This is a genomic window from Salmonella sp. SAL04214, assembly GCF_046550615.1.
In the GTDB taxonomy this organism is placed as follows: Bacteria; Pseudomonadota; Gammaproteobacteria; order Enterobacterales; family Enterobacteriaceae; genus Salmonella; species Salmonella enterica.
Genome location: NZ_JBGDXT010000005.1, coordinates 249,998 through 266,520 on the forward strand (window position 1 = coordinate 249,998; position 16,523 = coordinate 266,520).

16 protein-coding genes are annotated in these 16,523 nt (G+C 51.8%); 5 read left to right on the top strand and 11 right to left on the bottom strand.

From position 1 onward, the window contains the following. Positions 1-15 precede the first annotated feature (15 nt). From ACLJQD_RS11355 to apbC, 3 genes are all read right to left on the bottom strand, one after another. Positions 16-561 carry a fimbrial protein gene (locus ACLJQD_RS11355; protein ID WP_017441994.1) on the bottom strand — a complete coding sequence of 182 codons (546 nt, stop codon included), beginning with the start codon at positions 559-561 and terminating at the stop codon, positions 16-18. A 279-nt stretch (positions 562-840) separates the two neighbouring features. Continuing rightward, entirely contained in the window at positions 841-1,122 is a 282-nt protein-coding gene (locus tag ACLJQD_RS11360; RefSeq protein ID WP_001543027.1) for a DUF2574 family protein, read from the bottom strand. 266 nt (positions 1,123-1,388) lie between these two features. Beyond that, positions 1,389-2,498, bottom strand: coding sequence for an iron-sulfur cluster carrier protein ApbC (gene apbC / locus ACLJQD_RS11365; RefSeq protein WP_001005424.1), 1,110 nt, complete (start codon positions 2,496-2,498; stop codon positions 1,389-1,391). A gap of 164 nt (positions 2,499-2,662) precedes the next feature. Between apbC and metG the strand changes: the two genes are divergently transcribed. From metG to ACLJQD_RS11380, 3 genes are all read left to right on the top strand, one after another. Further along, positions 2,663-4,696: a methionine--tRNA ligase gene (metG, locus tag ACLJQD_RS11370; protein WP_000195334.1), complete on the top strand. Its 2,034-nt coding sequence runs from the start codon at positions 2,663-2,665 to the stop codon at positions 4,694-4,696. Positions 4,697-4,936: 240 nt separating this feature from the next. Continuing rightward, complete coding sequence (locus ACLJQD_RS11375) at positions 4,937-5,395, top strand: YehR family lipoprotein (protein WP_000703137.1); 459 nt, start codon at positions 4,937-4,939, stop codon at positions 5,393-5,395. Between the two features lie 171 nt (positions 5,396-5,566). After that, complete coding sequence (locus ACLJQD_RS11380) at positions 5,567-6,097, top strand: YehR family lipoprotein (protein ID WP_017441995.1); 531 nt, start codon at positions 5,567-5,569, stop codon at positions 6,095-6,097. Positions 6,098-6,153: 56 nt separating this feature from the next. On the opposite strand, the gene ACLJQD_RS11385 is transcribed toward ACLJQD_RS11380, so the two are convergent. Genes ACLJQD_RS11385 through ACLJQD_RS11395 form a run of 3 tightly spaced genes read right to left on the bottom strand, consistent with a single transcriptional unit; the run spans position 6,154 to position 9,069 of the window. Continuing rightward, complete coding sequence (locus ACLJQD_RS11385; RefSeq protein WP_017441996.1) at positions 6,154-6,621, bottom strand: DUF1456 family protein; 468 nt, start codon at positions 6,619-6,621, stop codon at positions 6,154-6,156. A 46-nt stretch (positions 6,622-6,667) separates the two neighbouring features. After that, on the bottom strand, positions 6,668-7,387 hold the full coding sequence (gene btsR / locus ACLJQD_RS11390) for a two-component system response regulator BtsR (RefSeq protein ID WP_000598637.1): 720 nt from the start codon (positions 7,385-7,387) through the stop codon (positions 6,668-6,670). Then, complete coding sequence (locus ACLJQD_RS11395) at positions 7,384-9,069, bottom strand: sensor histidine kinase (protein ID WP_000272850.1); 1,686 nt, start codon at positions 9,067-9,069, stop codon at positions 7,384-7,386. Before ACLJQD_RS11395 ends, btsR begins: the two co-directional genes overlap by 4 nt. A 222-nt stretch (positions 9,070-9,291) precedes the next feature. Here ACLJQD_RS11395 and mlrA point away from each other — a divergent pair, with 222 nt between their 5' ends. Then, complete coding sequence (mlrA, locus tag ACLJQD_RS11400) at positions 9,292-10,023, top strand: HTH-type transcriptional regulator MlrA (protein ID WP_001240418.1); 732 nt, start codon at positions 9,292-9,294, stop codon at positions 10,021-10,023. 59 nt (positions 10,024-10,082) lie between these two features. Further along, positions 10,083-10,190 (top strand): protein YohO, encoded by a 108-nt coding sequence (locus ACLJQD_RS11405; RefSeq protein WP_001261696.1) that lies wholly within the window; start codon positions 10,083-10,085, stop codon positions 10,188-10,190. On the opposite strand, the gene ACLJQD_RS11410 is transcribed toward ACLJQD_RS11405, so the two are convergent. The 5 genes from ACLJQD_RS11410 to bglX all read right to left on the bottom strand — a co-directional run bounded on the left by ACLJQD_RS11410 (position 10,171) and on the right by bglX (position 16,394). Further along, on the bottom strand, positions 10,171-10,902 hold the full coding sequence (locus tag ACLJQD_RS11410) for an ABC transporter permease (RefSeq protein WP_000824854.1): 732 nt from the start codon (positions 10,900-10,902) through the stop codon (positions 10,171-10,173). The genes ACLJQD_RS11405 and ACLJQD_RS11410 overlap by 20 nt on opposite strands. Then, a complete protein-coding gene (locus ACLJQD_RS11415; protein ID WP_017441997.1) occupies positions 10,886-11,833 on the bottom strand; it encodes an ABC transporter ATP-binding protein in 948 nt (315 codons plus the stop codon). Before ACLJQD_RS11415 ends, ACLJQD_RS11410 begins: the two co-directional genes overlap by 17 nt. Continuing rightward, positions 11,826-12,995: an ABC transporter permease gene (locus ACLJQD_RS11420; RefSeq protein ID WP_017441998.1), complete on the bottom strand. Its 1,170-nt coding sequence runs from the start codon at positions 12,993-12,995 to the stop codon at positions 11,826-11,828. The genes ACLJQD_RS11415 and ACLJQD_RS11420 overlap by 8 nt, the downstream gene beginning before the upstream one ends. A gap of 3 nt (positions 12,996-12,998) precedes the next feature. Further along, positions 12,999-13,916, bottom strand: a complete 918-nt coding sequence (locus ACLJQD_RS11425; RefSeq protein ID WP_000155876.1) for an ABC transporter substrate-binding protein — start codon at positions 13,914-13,916, stop codon at positions 12,999-13,001. Between the two features lie 180 nt (positions 13,917-14,096). Then, positions 14,097-16,394, bottom strand: coding sequence for a beta-glucosidase BglX (gene bglX / locus ACLJQD_RS11430; protein ID WP_000871543.1), 2,298 nt, complete (start codon positions 16,392-16,394; stop codon positions 14,097-14,099). Between the last annotated feature and the right edge of the window lie 129 nt (positions 16,395-16,523).

Genomic DNA, 16,523 nt, shown 5'->3' on the forward strand with positions numbered 1-16,523 from the left:
ATGCCGGCCTACAAATCAATTATATGCAGCTTGCAGTGTTACGGTAGCGTTCACATCCCCTGACGTTACTGCGTCAGTACCTTGCTTAGCATAATAAACATCCAGTGGAATCGTATAGATCTTATCTGAGTCAAAATCTGTGGCTCCCACGATGATATTATTTGAGCTATGATCAACAGCTTTGTTTTTATATTTCAAAGCAAAACCGACACCTTTAGCACCATCAGGTAACGTATTTCCAATTACACCTTCAGCATCTAAAGTTGGTGCCTTGACAGTAATATTCAGACTTTTTCCTTCTTCAATACCTGGGCAGTAAATTTTGAGATGTGTGGTCTGTTCCGTGATTGGTGTATAAATCGAACCGGGACTCATCGTATCAAATACATTAGTTTCAACCTGACTTAACACCACATCCTCTGAATTATTTCCTGACACAAACTGGCATGATGTTCCAACTACTGTGCCAATAATGTTTAAAGTTCCGGTATCTTCAGCAAACGCCCCAGCACTCATAAATACAGCAGACAGTACAGCAGCAGAAATAATTGAACGTTTCATAGTATCTTCCTTAATAAAATAATTTCTATTTGTTAAGAGGGTTAACTCTTGGATTTAAATTCGCACACCAAAAACGTTACTGCAATGTAAACGTGTTGTTTTATTGATTTAAAACAAGTTACAAATATCAATATAGTTGTAGCAAATAAGTGAAGGTGAGTACTATTTTAAAATCTAATAAATTAGCGTAATTAATTGACAATAATTATTTGTATCGCAAATAAAAAAAGCCTCTATCATTCATCAAAATGATAAAGGCTTAATAAACAATATATTTTCTTAGTCGTAGCGATTTAACACTATCTGTCGTGTGGAATCCCCAGGAACAGCGACAATTTCAGTAACAATGCCTTGTGCAGGAGTGGGGGTAACATTGTTAATATCTGTATGATGAAGAGTCTGACCACATCGCTGCTGCACCGTATTATTCACAACATCAGTACTGCATGTTGGTTCAACAACCCTCCCGGTAATGGTTAAGGTTGCCGTATCAGAAGCCAAAGCCTGTAAACTCATTCCATAAGCCAAAGTTATAAATCCCAAGAATAAACTTTTCTTCATTGCGTTCATTATTCCTGTTTTAAGTGGAAAACAGCGTACAAGCCATTTTTCCGTTGAATTATGTATTAACGTCCCTGCTAAAACCAATTGGAATGGTAGATTAATGAGATAGGTTTGATCAATTCAAATGATGCATTGAGGCGAATTATTCAGAAAAAGACATGGATTATACAGGCAGGATAAACAATATTACGCAGCTTTTCCATTCCATATATTCACCACATCAATATATCATTGATGCGGTGAATAAAATTTAACGCCAGAAATTACACCGCGCGGAAGGCGATTTCTCCCGGAATCACTTCACCCTGCCAGTAAAGCTGTGCCGCAACGCGATCGGCCAGTTCGCGATAGATCGCGGTAAATTCGCTCTCCGGACGGCTAACCACCGTCGGCGTACCACGATCGAGATCTTCGCGCAGACTAATATGCAACGGCATCTGACCCAGAAGCTGAGTATGGTATTTTTCCGCCAGCTTCTGCGCGCCGCCCGTGCCGAAGATCGGTTCGTGATGGCCGCAGTTGCTACAAATATGCATACTCATATTTTCCACAATGCCGAGCACCGGCACTTCCACCTTCTCGAACATCACGATACCTTTTTTGGCGTCGATTAACGCGATATCTTGCGGCGTAGTCACCACCACCGCGCCGGTAACAGGAATGTTCTGCGCCAGCGTTAGCTGAATATCCCCGGTTCCCGGCGGCATATCCAGTACCAGATAATCCAGATCCGGCCACAGCGTCTCCTGCAACATCTGCATCAGCGCCTTACTGGCCATTGGGCCGCGCCATACCATTGCGTTATCGTCAGTTACCAGATAGCCGATCGAGTTGGTCGCCAGGCCGTGAGACATAATCGGCGCCATATGCGTACCGTCTGGCGATGTCGGGCGCTGATCTTCTGCGCCAAGCATGGTTGGGATCGACGGACCGTAAATATCGGCATCGAGAACCCCGACCTTTGCGCCTTCAGCCGCTAACGCCAGCGCCAGGTTTACCGCCGTGGACGATTTACCCACCCCGCCTTTACCGGAGCTCACGGCAATGATGTTTTTCACGCCATTAATGCCAGGCTGATTTTTGACGCGTTTCAGCGTCGCAATGTTGTACGACAGTTTCCAGTCGATCGCTTTTGCGCCTGTAATACGTAACAGATCGGCGCTGCATTGCTCTTTTAAGACCTCAAACGCGCTGTTCCAGACGAACGGCATGACCAGCTCAACGTGCAGCGTATCATCCATCCAGGCGACGTGGTGCAACGCCTTAAGCGTGGTGAGGTTATGCTTCAGGGTTGGGTGCTGAAAATTCGCCAGCGTCCCGGCGACCATCGCTCGCAGGGTATCTGGTGATTTGGCCTGGGATTGTTCGTTCATCCCGACTCCTTTTGTAGTTCTGAAAAGTACGATTGTAACTTTGTAGTTTACTCCAGCGGTAACAATTATTCATTTACGGATAAATGCCCTTATCGATTGGCGCAGTAATTACCATTTTGGTACTATCAAAGCCCTTTTTTACAACAGAAGAAGTAATACCCACTATGACTCAAGTCGCGAAGAAAATTCTGGTAACGTGCGCGCTGCCGTACGCCAACGGCTCTATCCACCTCGGCCATATGCTGGAGCACATCCAGGCTGATGTCTGGGTCCGTTACCAGCGAATGCGCGGCCATGAGGTTAACTTCATCTGTGCCGATGACGCTCATGGCACGCCGATCATGCTGAAAGCGCAGCAGCTTGGTATTACGCCGGAGCAAATGATCGGTGAAATGAGCCAGGAGCACCAGACCGATTTCGCCGGTTTTAATATTAGCTACGACAACTACCACTCAACGCACAGCGACGAGAATCGCGAGCTGTCCGAGCTGATTTATACGCGCCTGAAAGAGAACGGTTTTATTAAGAACCGCACCATCTCTCAACTCTACGATCCGGAAAAAGGCATGTTCCTGCCGGACCGATTTGTGAAAGGCACCTGCCCGAAATGTAAATCCGCAGACCAGTACGGCGATAACTGCGAAGTCTGCGGCGCAACTTACAGCCCGACCGAACTTATCGAACCAAAATCCGTGGTGTCCGGCGCGACGCCGGTAATGCGTGACTCCGAGCACTTTTTCTTTGACCTGCCATCATTCAGCGAAATGCTGCAGGCGTGGACCCGCAGCGGCGCGCTGCAGGAGCAGGTGGCGAACAAAATGCAGGAATGGTTTGAATCCGGCCTGCAACAGTGGGACATCTCCCGCGACGCGCCGTATTTTGGTTTCGAAATCCCGAACGCGCCGGGCAAATATTTCTACGTCTGGCTGGACGCGCCGATTGGCTATATGGGCTCCTTCAAAAATCTGTGCGATAAGCGCGGTGACACGACCAGTTTTGATGAGTACTGGAAAAAAGACTCCGACGCCGAGCTGTACCACTTTATCGGCAAAGACATCGTCTATTTCCACAGCCTGTTCTGGCCTGCCATGCTGGAAGGCAGCCACTTCCGTAAGCCGACCAACCTGTTCGTTCACGGTTACGTGACGGTGAACGGCGCGAAGATGTCTAAGTCTCGCGGCACCTTTATTAAGGCCAGCACCTGGCTGAAACACTTTGACGCCGACAGCCTGCGCTACTACTACACCGCGAAGCTTTCTTCACGCATTGATGACATCGACCTGAACCTGGAAGACTTTGTCCAGCGCGTCAATGCCGATATCGTCAATAAAGTAGTCAACCTGGCATCCCGTAACGCAGGCTTTATCAATAAGCGTTTCGACGGCGTGCTGGCGGCTGAACTGGCCGATCCGCAATTGTATAAAACCTTTACTGACGCCGCTGCGGTGATTGGCGAAGCATGGGAAAGCCGTGAATTCGGCAAAGCTATCCGTGAGATTATGGCGCTGGCCGACGTCGCTAACCGTTATGTTGACGAGCAAGCGCCGTGGGTGGTGGCTAAACAGGAAGGCCGCGACGCGGACCTGCAGGCCATTTGCTCGATGGGCATCAACCTGTTCCGCGTGCTGATGACGTATCTGAAGCCGGTACTGCCGACGCTTTCTGAACGCGTTGAAGCCTTCCTGAACAGCGAACTGAACTGGGATGCCATCGAACAGCCGCTGCTCGGTCACAAGGTCAACACCTTTAAGGCGCTCTACAATCGCATCGACATGAAGCAAGTTGAAGCGCTGGTTGAAGCGTCTAAAGAAGAGGTGAAAGCCGCAGCCGCGCCGGTTACCGGCCCGTTAGCCGACTTCCCGATTCAGGAAACCATCACCTTTGACGATTTCGCCAAAATTGACCTGCGCGTAGCATTGATTGAAAACGCTGAGTTCGTAGACGGTTCTGACAAATTGCTGCGCCTGACGCTGGATCTGGGCGGCGAGAAGCGTAACGTCTTCTCCGGCATTCGTTCCGCCTACCCGGACCCGCAGGCACTGATTGGCCGCCAGACGGTAATGGTCGCCAACCTCGCGCCGCGTAAAATGCGCTTTGGCGTCTCCGAGGGAATGGTGATGGCCGCAGGACCTGGCGGGAAAGATATCTTCCTGTTAAGCCCTGATGACGGCGCGAAGCCTGGCCAACAGGTGAAATAAGCAACAAGCCGGAGCATGCTCCGGCTTTTTTAACCGCTTAATCCTGACTGGCATATCACCCCATCCGCGTGTTTTAACTTTTTCCTTAATAAGCAATAGCGTTAAGACTCCATATCCGGACTGCTAAATAACGGCTAAAAGTCATATTCTATCTCTCCCTGATACATTGCTATTACTGGGTTAAATTAATTCATTGAAATTATTTTAAAAACCCAATCATTATATAAAATGGAGTTTTAGATGAAAATTTCTGGCAAGTTATTGTCCGCGGCTTTGGCTTCCGTACTGGTGTTCTCTCTTGCTGGCTGTGGCGATAAAGAAGAATCAAAGACCTTTAACGCAAACCTGGCGGGGACAGAAATTTCAATTACTTACACCTATAAAGGTGACAAAATCATTAAGCAGACGTCTGAAAGTAAAATCAGCTATGCCACTGTAGGCGCTAAAACGAAAGAAGATGCCGCCAAAATTCTCGATCCGCTGAGCGCGAAATATAAAAATATCGCCGGAGTGGAAGAAAAATTAACCTATGAAGATACCTATGCCCAGGAAAACGTCTCTGTGGATATGGAAAAAGTGGACTTTAAAGCGTTACAGCAAATCTCAGGGACAATGGTGTCCGGCGATACCAGCAAAGGTATCAGCATGAAACAAACCCAGACGCTGCTGGAGGCTGCTGGTTTTAAAGAAGCGAAATAACTGGCAGGCATAATGTATTGCATCGACTGGTAAAGTCGCTCAGGGCGCTGCTTCGGCAGCGTCTTTTCTTTATGAATTCCGAAAAAAGACAGCCTCGCTGTAAGTCCCCTCGCCAAAGCCTATAATCCCTGAATTCCTGGCCACACCAATACTTAACGACAAGGAATTGTTATGCGGGTTCTACGCCTTATGGCACTGCCACTATTCGCGCTCTCTTTATCGGTTAGCATAACTGGCTGCGATCAGAAAAACGATACTCCCCAGGGAAAGCAAAATAACATGACAGCGTTTATCAAGAAGATAGCCGCTAACAAAGAGTCAGAGGAAATACAACGCTATGCAGGTAATCTCAACGGTATTGAAATCAAGTTAACCTATTACTACAAAGGGGATATCGTTTTACGTCAAATATCTGAACATAAAATACTTTATAAAACCCTGAAAGCCAATAATAAAGAAGAAGCACAAAAAATGCTGAGTCAAGTCGGCGAAGCTTATCAGGGTATGCCGGGTTTGACTGAACGAATCGACTATTATGATAGCTATGCTACGGAATATGTGGATATTGATTTTACCCAGGCAAAAATAAGCAACCTCTGTAAATTGCCAGGATCATCAATTGACAACTGTTCCGCGTACTATCTGTCAATGATTCGCTCGCAGAAACTGTTGGAAGAGAGCGGGTATCATAGAATCAATTAGTATAATAATGCGTTTTCCCGGTCAGACAGGACGCTGCCGGGAACAATACCGCAGAATTACTTCGCCGTGTGTTCACGGGCCGCCAGACCGCGCAGAAAATAACGCATAAACTGATCGCCGCATTCGCGGAAGTTCTTATGATCCGGCGCGCGCATCATCGCAGTGATCTCTGGCATTGAGACACGAAACAACTGACCGGTAAGTATCGCCAGGATATCATCTGTTTTTAGCGAAAAGGCGATACGCAGCTTTTTCAGCACAATATTGTTGTTGATACGACGTTCCGCCGTCAATGCAGGCGCCGCCTCATCTTTGCCGCGTTTTTCATAAATGAGGCCATTGAGAAATGAGGACAACACGATATCCGGGCAACGCTGAAACCCCTCTTCCTCTTCTTTGCGCAACCAGATTGCTATCTGCTCCGGCGTAGCATCAACGTTACCCAGCGCCAGGATACGCGCCAGATCGGTATTATTAGCTTTTAAAATGTAGCGCACGCTACGCAGAATATCGTTACTCAGCATGAGGCCTTCGGTCGTTTCTATGGCAAAACGATATTCTAACAGTCTTTTACAGGCCAATCGCCTCTTTTAAACTTTTCAGATAGCGACGGCTTACCGGCACCGTCAGGCCGTTGCGTAAAATCAGCTCTGCCTGCCCATTATCCTCCAGCCGAATTTCTTGCAAATGGGCCATATTCACCAGAAACTGACGATGACAACGCAGTAGCGGCGTCCGGCTTTCTAGCGTGCGCAGCGTCAGCTCGGTAAACCCCTCTTTACCTTCACTGCTGGTCACATAAACGCCGCTCATACGGCTACTGACAAAGGCGACATCATCCATTTGCAACAAATAGATCCGGCTGTGTCCGGTACAGGGAATGAATTTAAGCGCCTGCTGGTTTTCCGGCAACAACGAAACATCCTGTTTACTGCGCTCCTGACGCAGACGATGTAACGTTTTTTCCAGCCGTTTCTCCTCTATCGGCTTGAGCAGATAATCAAAAGCGTGTTCTTCAAAGGCTTTGATGGCGTATTCGTCAAACGCGGTTAAAAAAACGATATACGGGCGGTGTTCCGGATCAAGCATTCCTACCATCTCCAGTCCACTGATACGCGGCATCTGAATATCCAGAAACAGCACATCAGGTCGCAGCTTATGTACCGCGCCAATCGCTTCTACCGCGTTCGCGCACTCCCCCACAATCTCAATGTCATCCTGCCCCTGGAGCAAAATCCGCAGATTTTCCCGCGCTAACGGCTCATCATCCACAATCAGCACTTTAATCATGCGTCCTCCTCCAGTGGAAGTCGTAATGTAATTCGGGTAAAACAGTCCGGCTCGCAGGCCACGCTAATACCATAATCATCGCCAAAGTGTTCGCGCAGACGTTTATCCACCAGACTCATCCCCAGCCCGCTACTGCCGGCGGAAGGCTGATACAGTCCCGCATTATCTTCAATATCTAACATCAAATGCTGCCCTTCGCGCCGGGCGCGAATAGCGACGTTGCCGGTATCAAGCAGTTGCGACGTGCCATGTTTAATGGCGTTCTCAACAATCGGCTGTAACGTAAACGCAGGCAATTTCTGACGTGAAAGCGTCGATGGAACATCAAGCTGTACCTGCAGACGCGACTGAAAGCGCGCTTTTTCAATTTGCAGATAAGCGTTCACGTGTTCAATTTCATCCGCCAGCGTGACGATTTCCGACGGGCGTTTTAAATTTTTGCGAAAAAAGGTCGACAAGTACTGCACCAGTTGGCTGGCCTGTTCGCTGTCGCGGCGAATCACCGCTTTAATGGTATTGAGCGCGTTAAACAGAAAATGCGGATTCACCTGCGCGTGTAACAGCTTGATCTCTGACTGTGTCAGCAACGCCTTCTGCCGTTCATACTGACCGGCCAGGATTTGCGCGGATAAAAGCTGCGCAATCCCCTCTCCCAGGGTGCGGTTAATTGAGCTGAACAGCCGGTTTTTCGCTTCGTACAATTTAATGGTGCCCATGACTCGCTGATTTTCGCCACGCAGCGGGATCACCAGCGTCGAGCCGAGTTTACACTGCGGGTGTAGCGAACAGCGGTACGGCACTTCGTTGCCATCGGCATAAACCACCTCTCCGGTTTCAATTGCTTTCAGCGTATAACCTGATGAAATGGGTTTGCCCGGTAGATGGTGATCGTCGCCAATACCGGTAAAAGCCAGCAGTTTTTCGCGATCGGTGATGGCGACGGCGCCGATATCCAGCTCCTGATATAACACCTGCGCCACCTTCATACTGTTCACTTCGTTAAATCCCTGACGCAGAATCCCCTCCGTTGACGCGGCGACCTTCAGCGCGGTAGCAGAAAATGCCGAAGTATATTTTTCGAACATGGCGCGCTTATCGAGCAAAATACGCATGAACAGCGCGGCGCCAACGGTATTCGTCACCATCATCGGCGCGGCAATATTACTGACCAGATGCAGAGCATCGTCAAACGGCCTGGCTATCAATAAAATAATCAGCATCTGCACCAGTTCGGCAACACACGTAATTGCTCCCGCCGTCAGCGGGCTAAACACTTTGTCCGGGCGTCCGCGACGTATGAGAACGCTGTGTACCAACCCGCCCAGCAGCCCTTCGACGATGGTGGAAATCATACAGCTCAGCGCCGTCATGCCGCCCATAGAATACCGATGTAACCCACCGGTCAGACCGACCAGCCCGCCGACGACCGGCCCGCCGAGTAGGCCGCCCATCACCGCGCCAATCGCGCGGGTATTGGCAATTGAATCTTCGATATGCAGCCCAAAATAAGTGCCCATAATGCAGAAGATAGAAAACGTGACGTAACACAGGAGCTTGTGCGGCAGACGAACCGTGACCTGCATAAGCGGGATGAACAGGCGCGTTTTACTCATTAGCCACGCAATGACCAGAAACACGCACATCTGCTGAAGCAGCAGCAACACCAGATTAAACTCGTACATACCCGCAAACCACACTTCAATTAAAAGCGCGTAACATACATTGAGTACGATTAACTTTCTTTGAACTGTTGCATAAAAATATGAATTCGTGAATACGATCACTTAAACGCCGCGCCGCAACCCGCTACTTCGCGTTTTAATGCATAAAAAACAGGCAAAACTTCCTGGTTCCTAAAAGAGCGTCTAAAGTTAAACCGGGACCTCGCGAGCAAGGGTGAAACGATGGCGCTTTACACAATTGGTGAAGTGGCTTTGCTTTGTGATATCAATCCTGTCACGTTGCGCGCGTGGCAGAGACGTTATGGACTTTTAAAACCACAGCGAACGGATGGCGGTCATCGTCTGTTTAACGATGCCGATATCGACAGAATCCGCGAAATCAAGCGCTGGATAGATAACGGCGTCCAGGTCAGCAAAGTCAAAGTGCTGCTCAGTAGCGACAGTAGCGAACAACCTAACGGCTGGCGCGAACAGCAGGAGATCCTGCTGCACTACCTGCAAAGCAGTAATCTGCACAGTTTACGGTTATGGGTCAAAGAACGCGGTCAGGATTATCCAGCCCAAACATTGACCACTAACCTGTTCGTCCCGCTGCGGCGACGATTACAGTGCCAACAACCTGCCCTTCAGGCGCTGCTCGGCATTCTTGACGGTATCCTGATCAACTATATTGCGCTCTGCCTGGCGTCTGCGCGTAAGAAACAGGGAAAAGATGCGTTGGTGATCGGCTGGAATATCCATGATACCACCCGCCTGTGGCTGGAAGGTTGGGTCGCCAGCCAACAGGGATGGCGAATCGACGTGTTGGCGCATTCGCTTAGCCAGTTCCGCCCGGAACTGTTTGACGGCAAGACGTTACTGGTATGGTGCGGAGAAAACCAGACGCTGGCGCAGCAGCAGCAACTCCTGGCATGGCGCGCCCAGGGACGCGACATTCATCCCCTTGGCGTTTAAACAGCAGCTAACAAATTCGCTTTAATGTATACTCCTTTTATTAACATAAGGAGTACATAATGCGCGTAGCGAAAATCGGGGTGATCGCCCTTTTCCTGCTGATGGCTATTGGCGGTATCGGCGGCGTGATGCTGGCAGGTTACAGTTTTATTTTGCGTGCCGGGTAAGCGCGCGCGTCAGCCTTTCAAACAGGCGATCGATAATGATCGCCGCCAGCGCCACCAGCAGCGCCCCCTGGATAACATAGGCCGTATTAAAGCCGCTAAGCCCGATAATGATCGGCGTGCCTAACGTACTGGCCCCCACCGTTGAAGCGATGGTCGCCGTACCAATATTGATAATCACCGAGGTTCGGATGCCCGCCAGAATCACCGGCGCGGCCAGCGGCAGCTCAACCTGATACAACTGTTGGCGACGGCTCATTCCCATACCGCTGGCAACGCTCATCACGCTGGCAGGCACCGCGCCCAGCCCGGCCAGGGTCGCCTGCAGGATGGGCAACACCCCATACAGGATCAAGGCGATAATGGCCGGTTGCTGACCAAAACCCATGACGGGTACCGCGATCGCCAGTACCGCGACCGGCGGAAAGGTCTGCCCGACGGCGGCGATAGTCTCCACCAGGGGACGAAACTCTTTCCCACTTTCTCGCGTGACCGCAATCCCTGCGCCGACGCCCACCACGACGGCAAACAGACTTGAGATGCCCACCAACCAGAAATGGGCGAGCGCGAGGGCGGCAAAACTCTCCTGTTGGTAGACCGGGCGCGGTAAATCGGGAAACAGCGCGGCGAAGAACGGCTGGCTATAAGGCAATCCAAACAGCAGAAGCAAGAACAGAACAATAAGCCAGAGAAGCGGATCACACAGTCGTTTCACGAGGGGACGTCTCCGAAAGCAGATCGCGGAAATGGAGCGTACCGCAGGGCTCGCCCTGCTGATTCGCCACTGGCAGGACGTCGCACCGACGGGCGACAAACATCGATAGCGCATCGCGTAGCGTCATCTCTTCCACCAGCGCGTCGCCGCTGAGCTGTTCATGCCGACGTACATAATCGCCTACGCTACGTAACGAAAGCAGCCTTACGCCCAGCTCGCTGCGGCCAAAAAACGCCTGCACGAAATCATTTTCCGGCGAGGTCAGCATAGAAAGCGGCGATCCCTGTTGGATAACATTGCCCCCGTCCATCAGCACCAGATGGTCGGCGAGGCGTAGCGCCTCGTCGATGTCGTGCGTCACCAGTACGATGGTGCGCCCCAGTAGCTGATGAATGCGGGTCATCTCCTGCTGCAATGCGCCGCGCGTTACCGGATCAAGCGCGCCGAAAGGCTCGTCCATCAGCAATACCTGCGGATCGGCAGCCAGCGCCCGCGCAACGCCGACCCGCTGCTGTTGCCCGCCGGAAAGCTGATGCGGATAGCGATCGCGCAGCGCGCTTTCCAGACCCAATAATGCCATCAGTTCATCAACACGATCGTTAATCCGCGCACGCGACCACTTTTGTAGTTGCGGTACGGTGGCGATATTTTGCGCCACCGTCCAGTGGGGAAAAAGGCCGATAGACTGAATGGCATAGCCCATGCGACGGCGCAGTTCAAGCACCGGCAGGCTGCGGATCTCTTCCCCGGCAAAACGGATCGTTCCGCTATCATGCTCTACCAGCCGGTTAATCATCTTCAGAGTGGTCGATTTTCCCGAACCGGAGGTGCCAATTAACACCGAAAAGCTGCCTTCGCTAAAGTGCAAATTGAGGTCGCTAACAGCCTGTTGATCGCCGAAGGTTTTACTGACATGGTTAAATTCAATCATCGGTTGCTCCCTTCAAAAACGCGATCCATAAATCAAACAGCGCGTCGATCACTACCGCCAGCGCAATCACCGGAATGACGCCCAACAGGACTAAATCAATGGCGCTGCTCAATAGCCCCTGAAACACCAGCGCGCCGAAACCTCCCGCGCCAATCAGCGCGGCGACGACGGCCATTCCCACTGTCTGGACCATTACTACCCGCAGGCTACGTAAAAAGACCGGCAGCGCCAGCGGCAGTTGCACATGCCTGAAGCGCTGGCCGCTACTCATTCCCATTGCTCTTGCGCTCTCCAGCACATCGCGTGGCACCTGATTGAGCCCGGCGACCACGCCGCGCACCAGCGGCAATAACGCATAGAGCACCAGCGCTATCAGCGCAGGCGTCATGCCGGTTCCCGCGACGCCGAATGCGGCAAGCCACGGAAACTGTTTCACCAGCCCGGCCAACGGCGCGATCAGCAGGCCAAACAGCGCGACGGAAGGAATAGTCTGGATCACATTCAGTACGGTAAACACCGGCCCCTGGCGTGAGGCGGAAAAATAACACCAGACGCCCAACGGTAGTCCGATCGCCAGCGCCGGCAGCACCGTGCCCGCCAGTAACATTAAATGTTGCACCAGCGCGGCATCGAAAACATCCTGGCGGTTGGTATACTCTTTCAGAAGCGAGAGGTTGTCGAACGTGCCTGAAAACAGCAGCGCCAGCGGGACAATGACAATTTGCGCGTGCAGCAACCAGCGCCACAGCGGCCCAACGGTAATACGGCGGATCGCATCGCTACAGGCCAGCAGCATCAGACCGAGGCCCAGCCACAATCCACTTCCCAGACTGGTACGCGCCAGCGGGCTGCCCTCCTCCGCCAACTGGGTCGCCGCCCTGCCGACTCCCCACAGCATGACAATAAAAAGCGTCTGCGCCATCATCAGCGTCAGTATGCTACCGCGTTTACCGGGTACAAAGCACAGCGTAAACAGCGCGCATCCCGCGCCAGTCAGCATCCAGATGGTCGCCGGCCAGATCTCCCATAACTGGCGCCCCTCGCCGCTCACCAGACGATTCGGGGCGTAATTAATGAAAGGCAGCGCGACAGCAAGCAAGGTCAGAACAACCAACAGCAACAGCACACGATTAACCGTGATTTTTTTGGCAGCATCACTCACAGATTACTTCACCCACCCTTTTTGTCGGAGGTAATCTGCGGCGACTTTTTTCGCATCCAGCCCTTCTACGGCGATTCTGGCGTTCAACTGTTGCAGCGTTTTCTCATCAAGGCTGGCGAAAACGGGCTGTAGCCAGTCGGCTATCTGAGGATAGGCCTGTAACACCGATTCACGTACTACCGGCGCTGGGGCATAGATAGGCTGGACGCCTTTCGGATCGCTCAGGGTTTGCAGACCCAGCGCGGCGACCGGGCCGTCGGTACCATACGCCATCGCGGCGTTAACGCCGGATGTTTGTTGCGCGGCGGCTTTGATCGTGACCGCCGTATCGCCGCCCGCCAGCGACAAGAGCTGGTTCTGATTCAAGGTAAAATCATAGGCTTTTTCAAATGCCGGCAGCGCATCCGCCCGTTCGATAAATTCCGCAGACGCCGCCAGTTTAAAAGTGCCGCCCTCTTTCAGATAACGGCTGAGATCGGCAAGCGAGGAGAGTTTATTTTTTTCCGCGATGTCCTGGCGTACCGCGATGGTCCAGGTGTTATTTGCCGGCGCAGGCGTCAACCAGACCAGCTTATTCTGCTCCGCATCCAGTTTTTTGACTTTCTCAAAGCCTTGCTTTGCATTCTTCCATGCCGGATCGTTTTCATCTTTAAAAAAGAACGCCCCGTTACCGGTGTATTCCGGATAGATATCCAGCTCTCCGGCGGTAATCGCGCCACGAACGACTGGCGTGGTCCCGAGCTGAATTTTATTGACCGTTTTAACGCCGTGGCTTTCCAGTACCTGCAAAATCATGTTGCCGAGCAGCGCGCCTTCGGTATCAATCTTTGACCCGACCGTCACGGGCGATGCCGCCTGTAGAGGTAAACTCACCGTCGCCAGCAACGCCAGCGAACTTACCCATAGCTTTGAGATCGTCATGATGCTTTCCTCATCCTTTTACGGCCTTTTTCAGAGACTTGAGAAAAAAGCATAGTTGAAAAGTCTGCGTTTAACCTGGGATTTTCCGCCAGTGTAAGTGACGTGACTGGTAATAAAAGGGGGGACAGGAAAAGTCATTGCCAGACAGGGCGCAGCTATCACGCCCTGTTGACGGCAGGCTTACAGTAGCTCGAACGATCCTTGTTTAACGCGAGCGGAATCCACGCCGATAAAGACGTTGAACTTGCCGGGTTCCGCGTCATATTTCATCTGCTGATTCCAGAACTTCAACGCCTCGATATCAATCGGGAAACTCACGGTTTTACGTTCGCCGGGTTTGAGGGTGATTTTTTCAAAGCCTTTTAATTGCTTCACCGGGCGGCTCATTGACGCCGTGACATCCTGTAAGTACATCTGGATGACCGTAGCCCCTTCGCGTTTACCGGTGTTCGTGACCTCTACGCTGGCCGTGACTTTGCCGTCGCGTTGCATTGTCGGTGAGGAGAGCGTGACGTCAGACACCGTAAATGTGGTGTAGCTCAGACCGTAACCAAACGGATAGAGCGGGCCATTTGCTTCGTCAAAATAACGTGAGGTGTATTTGTTTGGCTTTTCAGGATTATACGGGCGTCCCGTATTGAGATGGCTGTAATAGACCGGAATTTGTCCCACCGAACGCGGGAAGGAGATCGGCAGTTTGCCTGACGGGTTGTAATCGCCAAACAGCACATCGGCAATGGCGTTGCCGCCTTCCGTCCCGGCAAACCAGGTCTCCAGAATCGCATCGGCCTGTTGATCTTCTTTTACCAGCGCCAGCGGTCTGCCGTTCATTAATACCAGTACCAGCGGCTTACCGGTGGCTTTCAGAGCGGTGATTAAGTCGCGCTGACTCTGCGGAATGGTGATATTGGTACGGCTGGAGGCTTCATGCGCCATCCCCTGCGACTCGCCTACCACTGCGACCACCACATCGGCCTGTTTCGCCGCCTGCACCGCCTCATCAATCATCGCCTGCGGTGAGCGCGGATCGATTTTCACCGCCTCTTCATACAGGTTTAAGAAATCGACGATATCTTTATCGTTAGTGATATTCGCCCCTTTGGCATAGAGGATCTTCGCCCCATCGCCGACGGCATTTTGAATACCCGCCAGCACCGTCACCGACTGATTCGCGACCCCAGCAGCAGACCAGCTTCCCATTACATCACGTTGACTGTCGGCCAGTGGCCCAACAACGGCAATGGTGCCCGATTTTTTCAACGGCAGCGTTTCCAGCCGGTTTTTCAGCAGTACCACACTTTCCCGCGCCACTTCCCGCGCCTCTTTACGATGCAGGCGGCTTTCGGCATTGGTGTCCGCAGGGTCGCTCTCTTTCGGCCCCAGATGGCTATAGGGGTCGTTAAACAATCCCATGTCATATTTTACGTTGAGCACATGGCGCGTCGCGTCGTCCAGTTCCGCCATCGTCACTTTGCCCGACTTAATCAGACCCGGCAGATATTTGCTGTAATACTCATCCGCCATGCTCATATCCACCCCTGCCTTTAGCGCCACGCGCACCGCATCTTCCGGGTCGGCCGCGGTACCGTGTTTAATCAGTTCTTTAATAGCGCCGTGGTCGGAAACGGTAATTCCCTTAAAGCCCCACTCATCGCGCAGGACATCTTTCAGTAGCCAGGAATCTGACGTCGCAGGCGTGCCGTTCAGCGAGTTCAGCGCCACCATCACCGCGCCGCTCCCCGCATCCAGCCCCGCTTTGTACGGCGGCATGTAATCATTAAACAGGCGCTGGGAACTCATATCCACGGTGTTGTATTCTTTACCGCCTTCAACGGCGCCATAGGCGGCAAAATGTTTCACGCTGGTCATCACCGAATAGCGGTCCGCCGGGCTTTTGCCCTGCATCGCTTTCACCATGGTTTCGCCCATGATGGAGGTTAAATATGTATCTTCGCCAAAGCCTTCGGAGGCGCGTCCCCAACGCGGATCCCGGGAGACATCCACCATCGGCGCCCAGGTCATATTCAGACCGTCGTCCGCCGCTTCATACGCCGATACGCGTCCTACGGTTCTTACCGCATCCAGATTAAAAGAAGAAGCCAGACCGAGGCTTATCGGGAAGACGGTTCGCTGGCCGTGTACCACGTCATAGGCAAAAAAGAGAGGAATTTTCAGGCGGCTCAATGCCATCACCTGATCCTGCATTTGACGGATATCCTGGCGGGTGACGGTATTGAAAATCGCCCCTACCTGCCCGTCTTTGATCATCTCGCGAATCGCTTCTTTCGGGTTATCAGGGCCGACGCTGATCAGACGTAACTGACCAATTTTTTCATCGACAGTCATTTTCTTGAGTAAATCGGTGACGAACGCGTCGCGCGCTTCGGGCGTCAGCGGGTGATTGCCAAACAGGTTTTCCGCCAATGCTGGCTGCATCGCCAGACTCACAGCAACACCTACTGAACATAACCATTTCATGTTGAGTCTCTCTTTATCTTTATCCCGACGAGGCGGTAAAAACAGAATAAAAACCGCAGTTTGCCATAAGCCTAAACGCGAGAGGAGAAGAAAGCGAAGGTTATTCTCCTAATTTTCCGCACAGTCGAA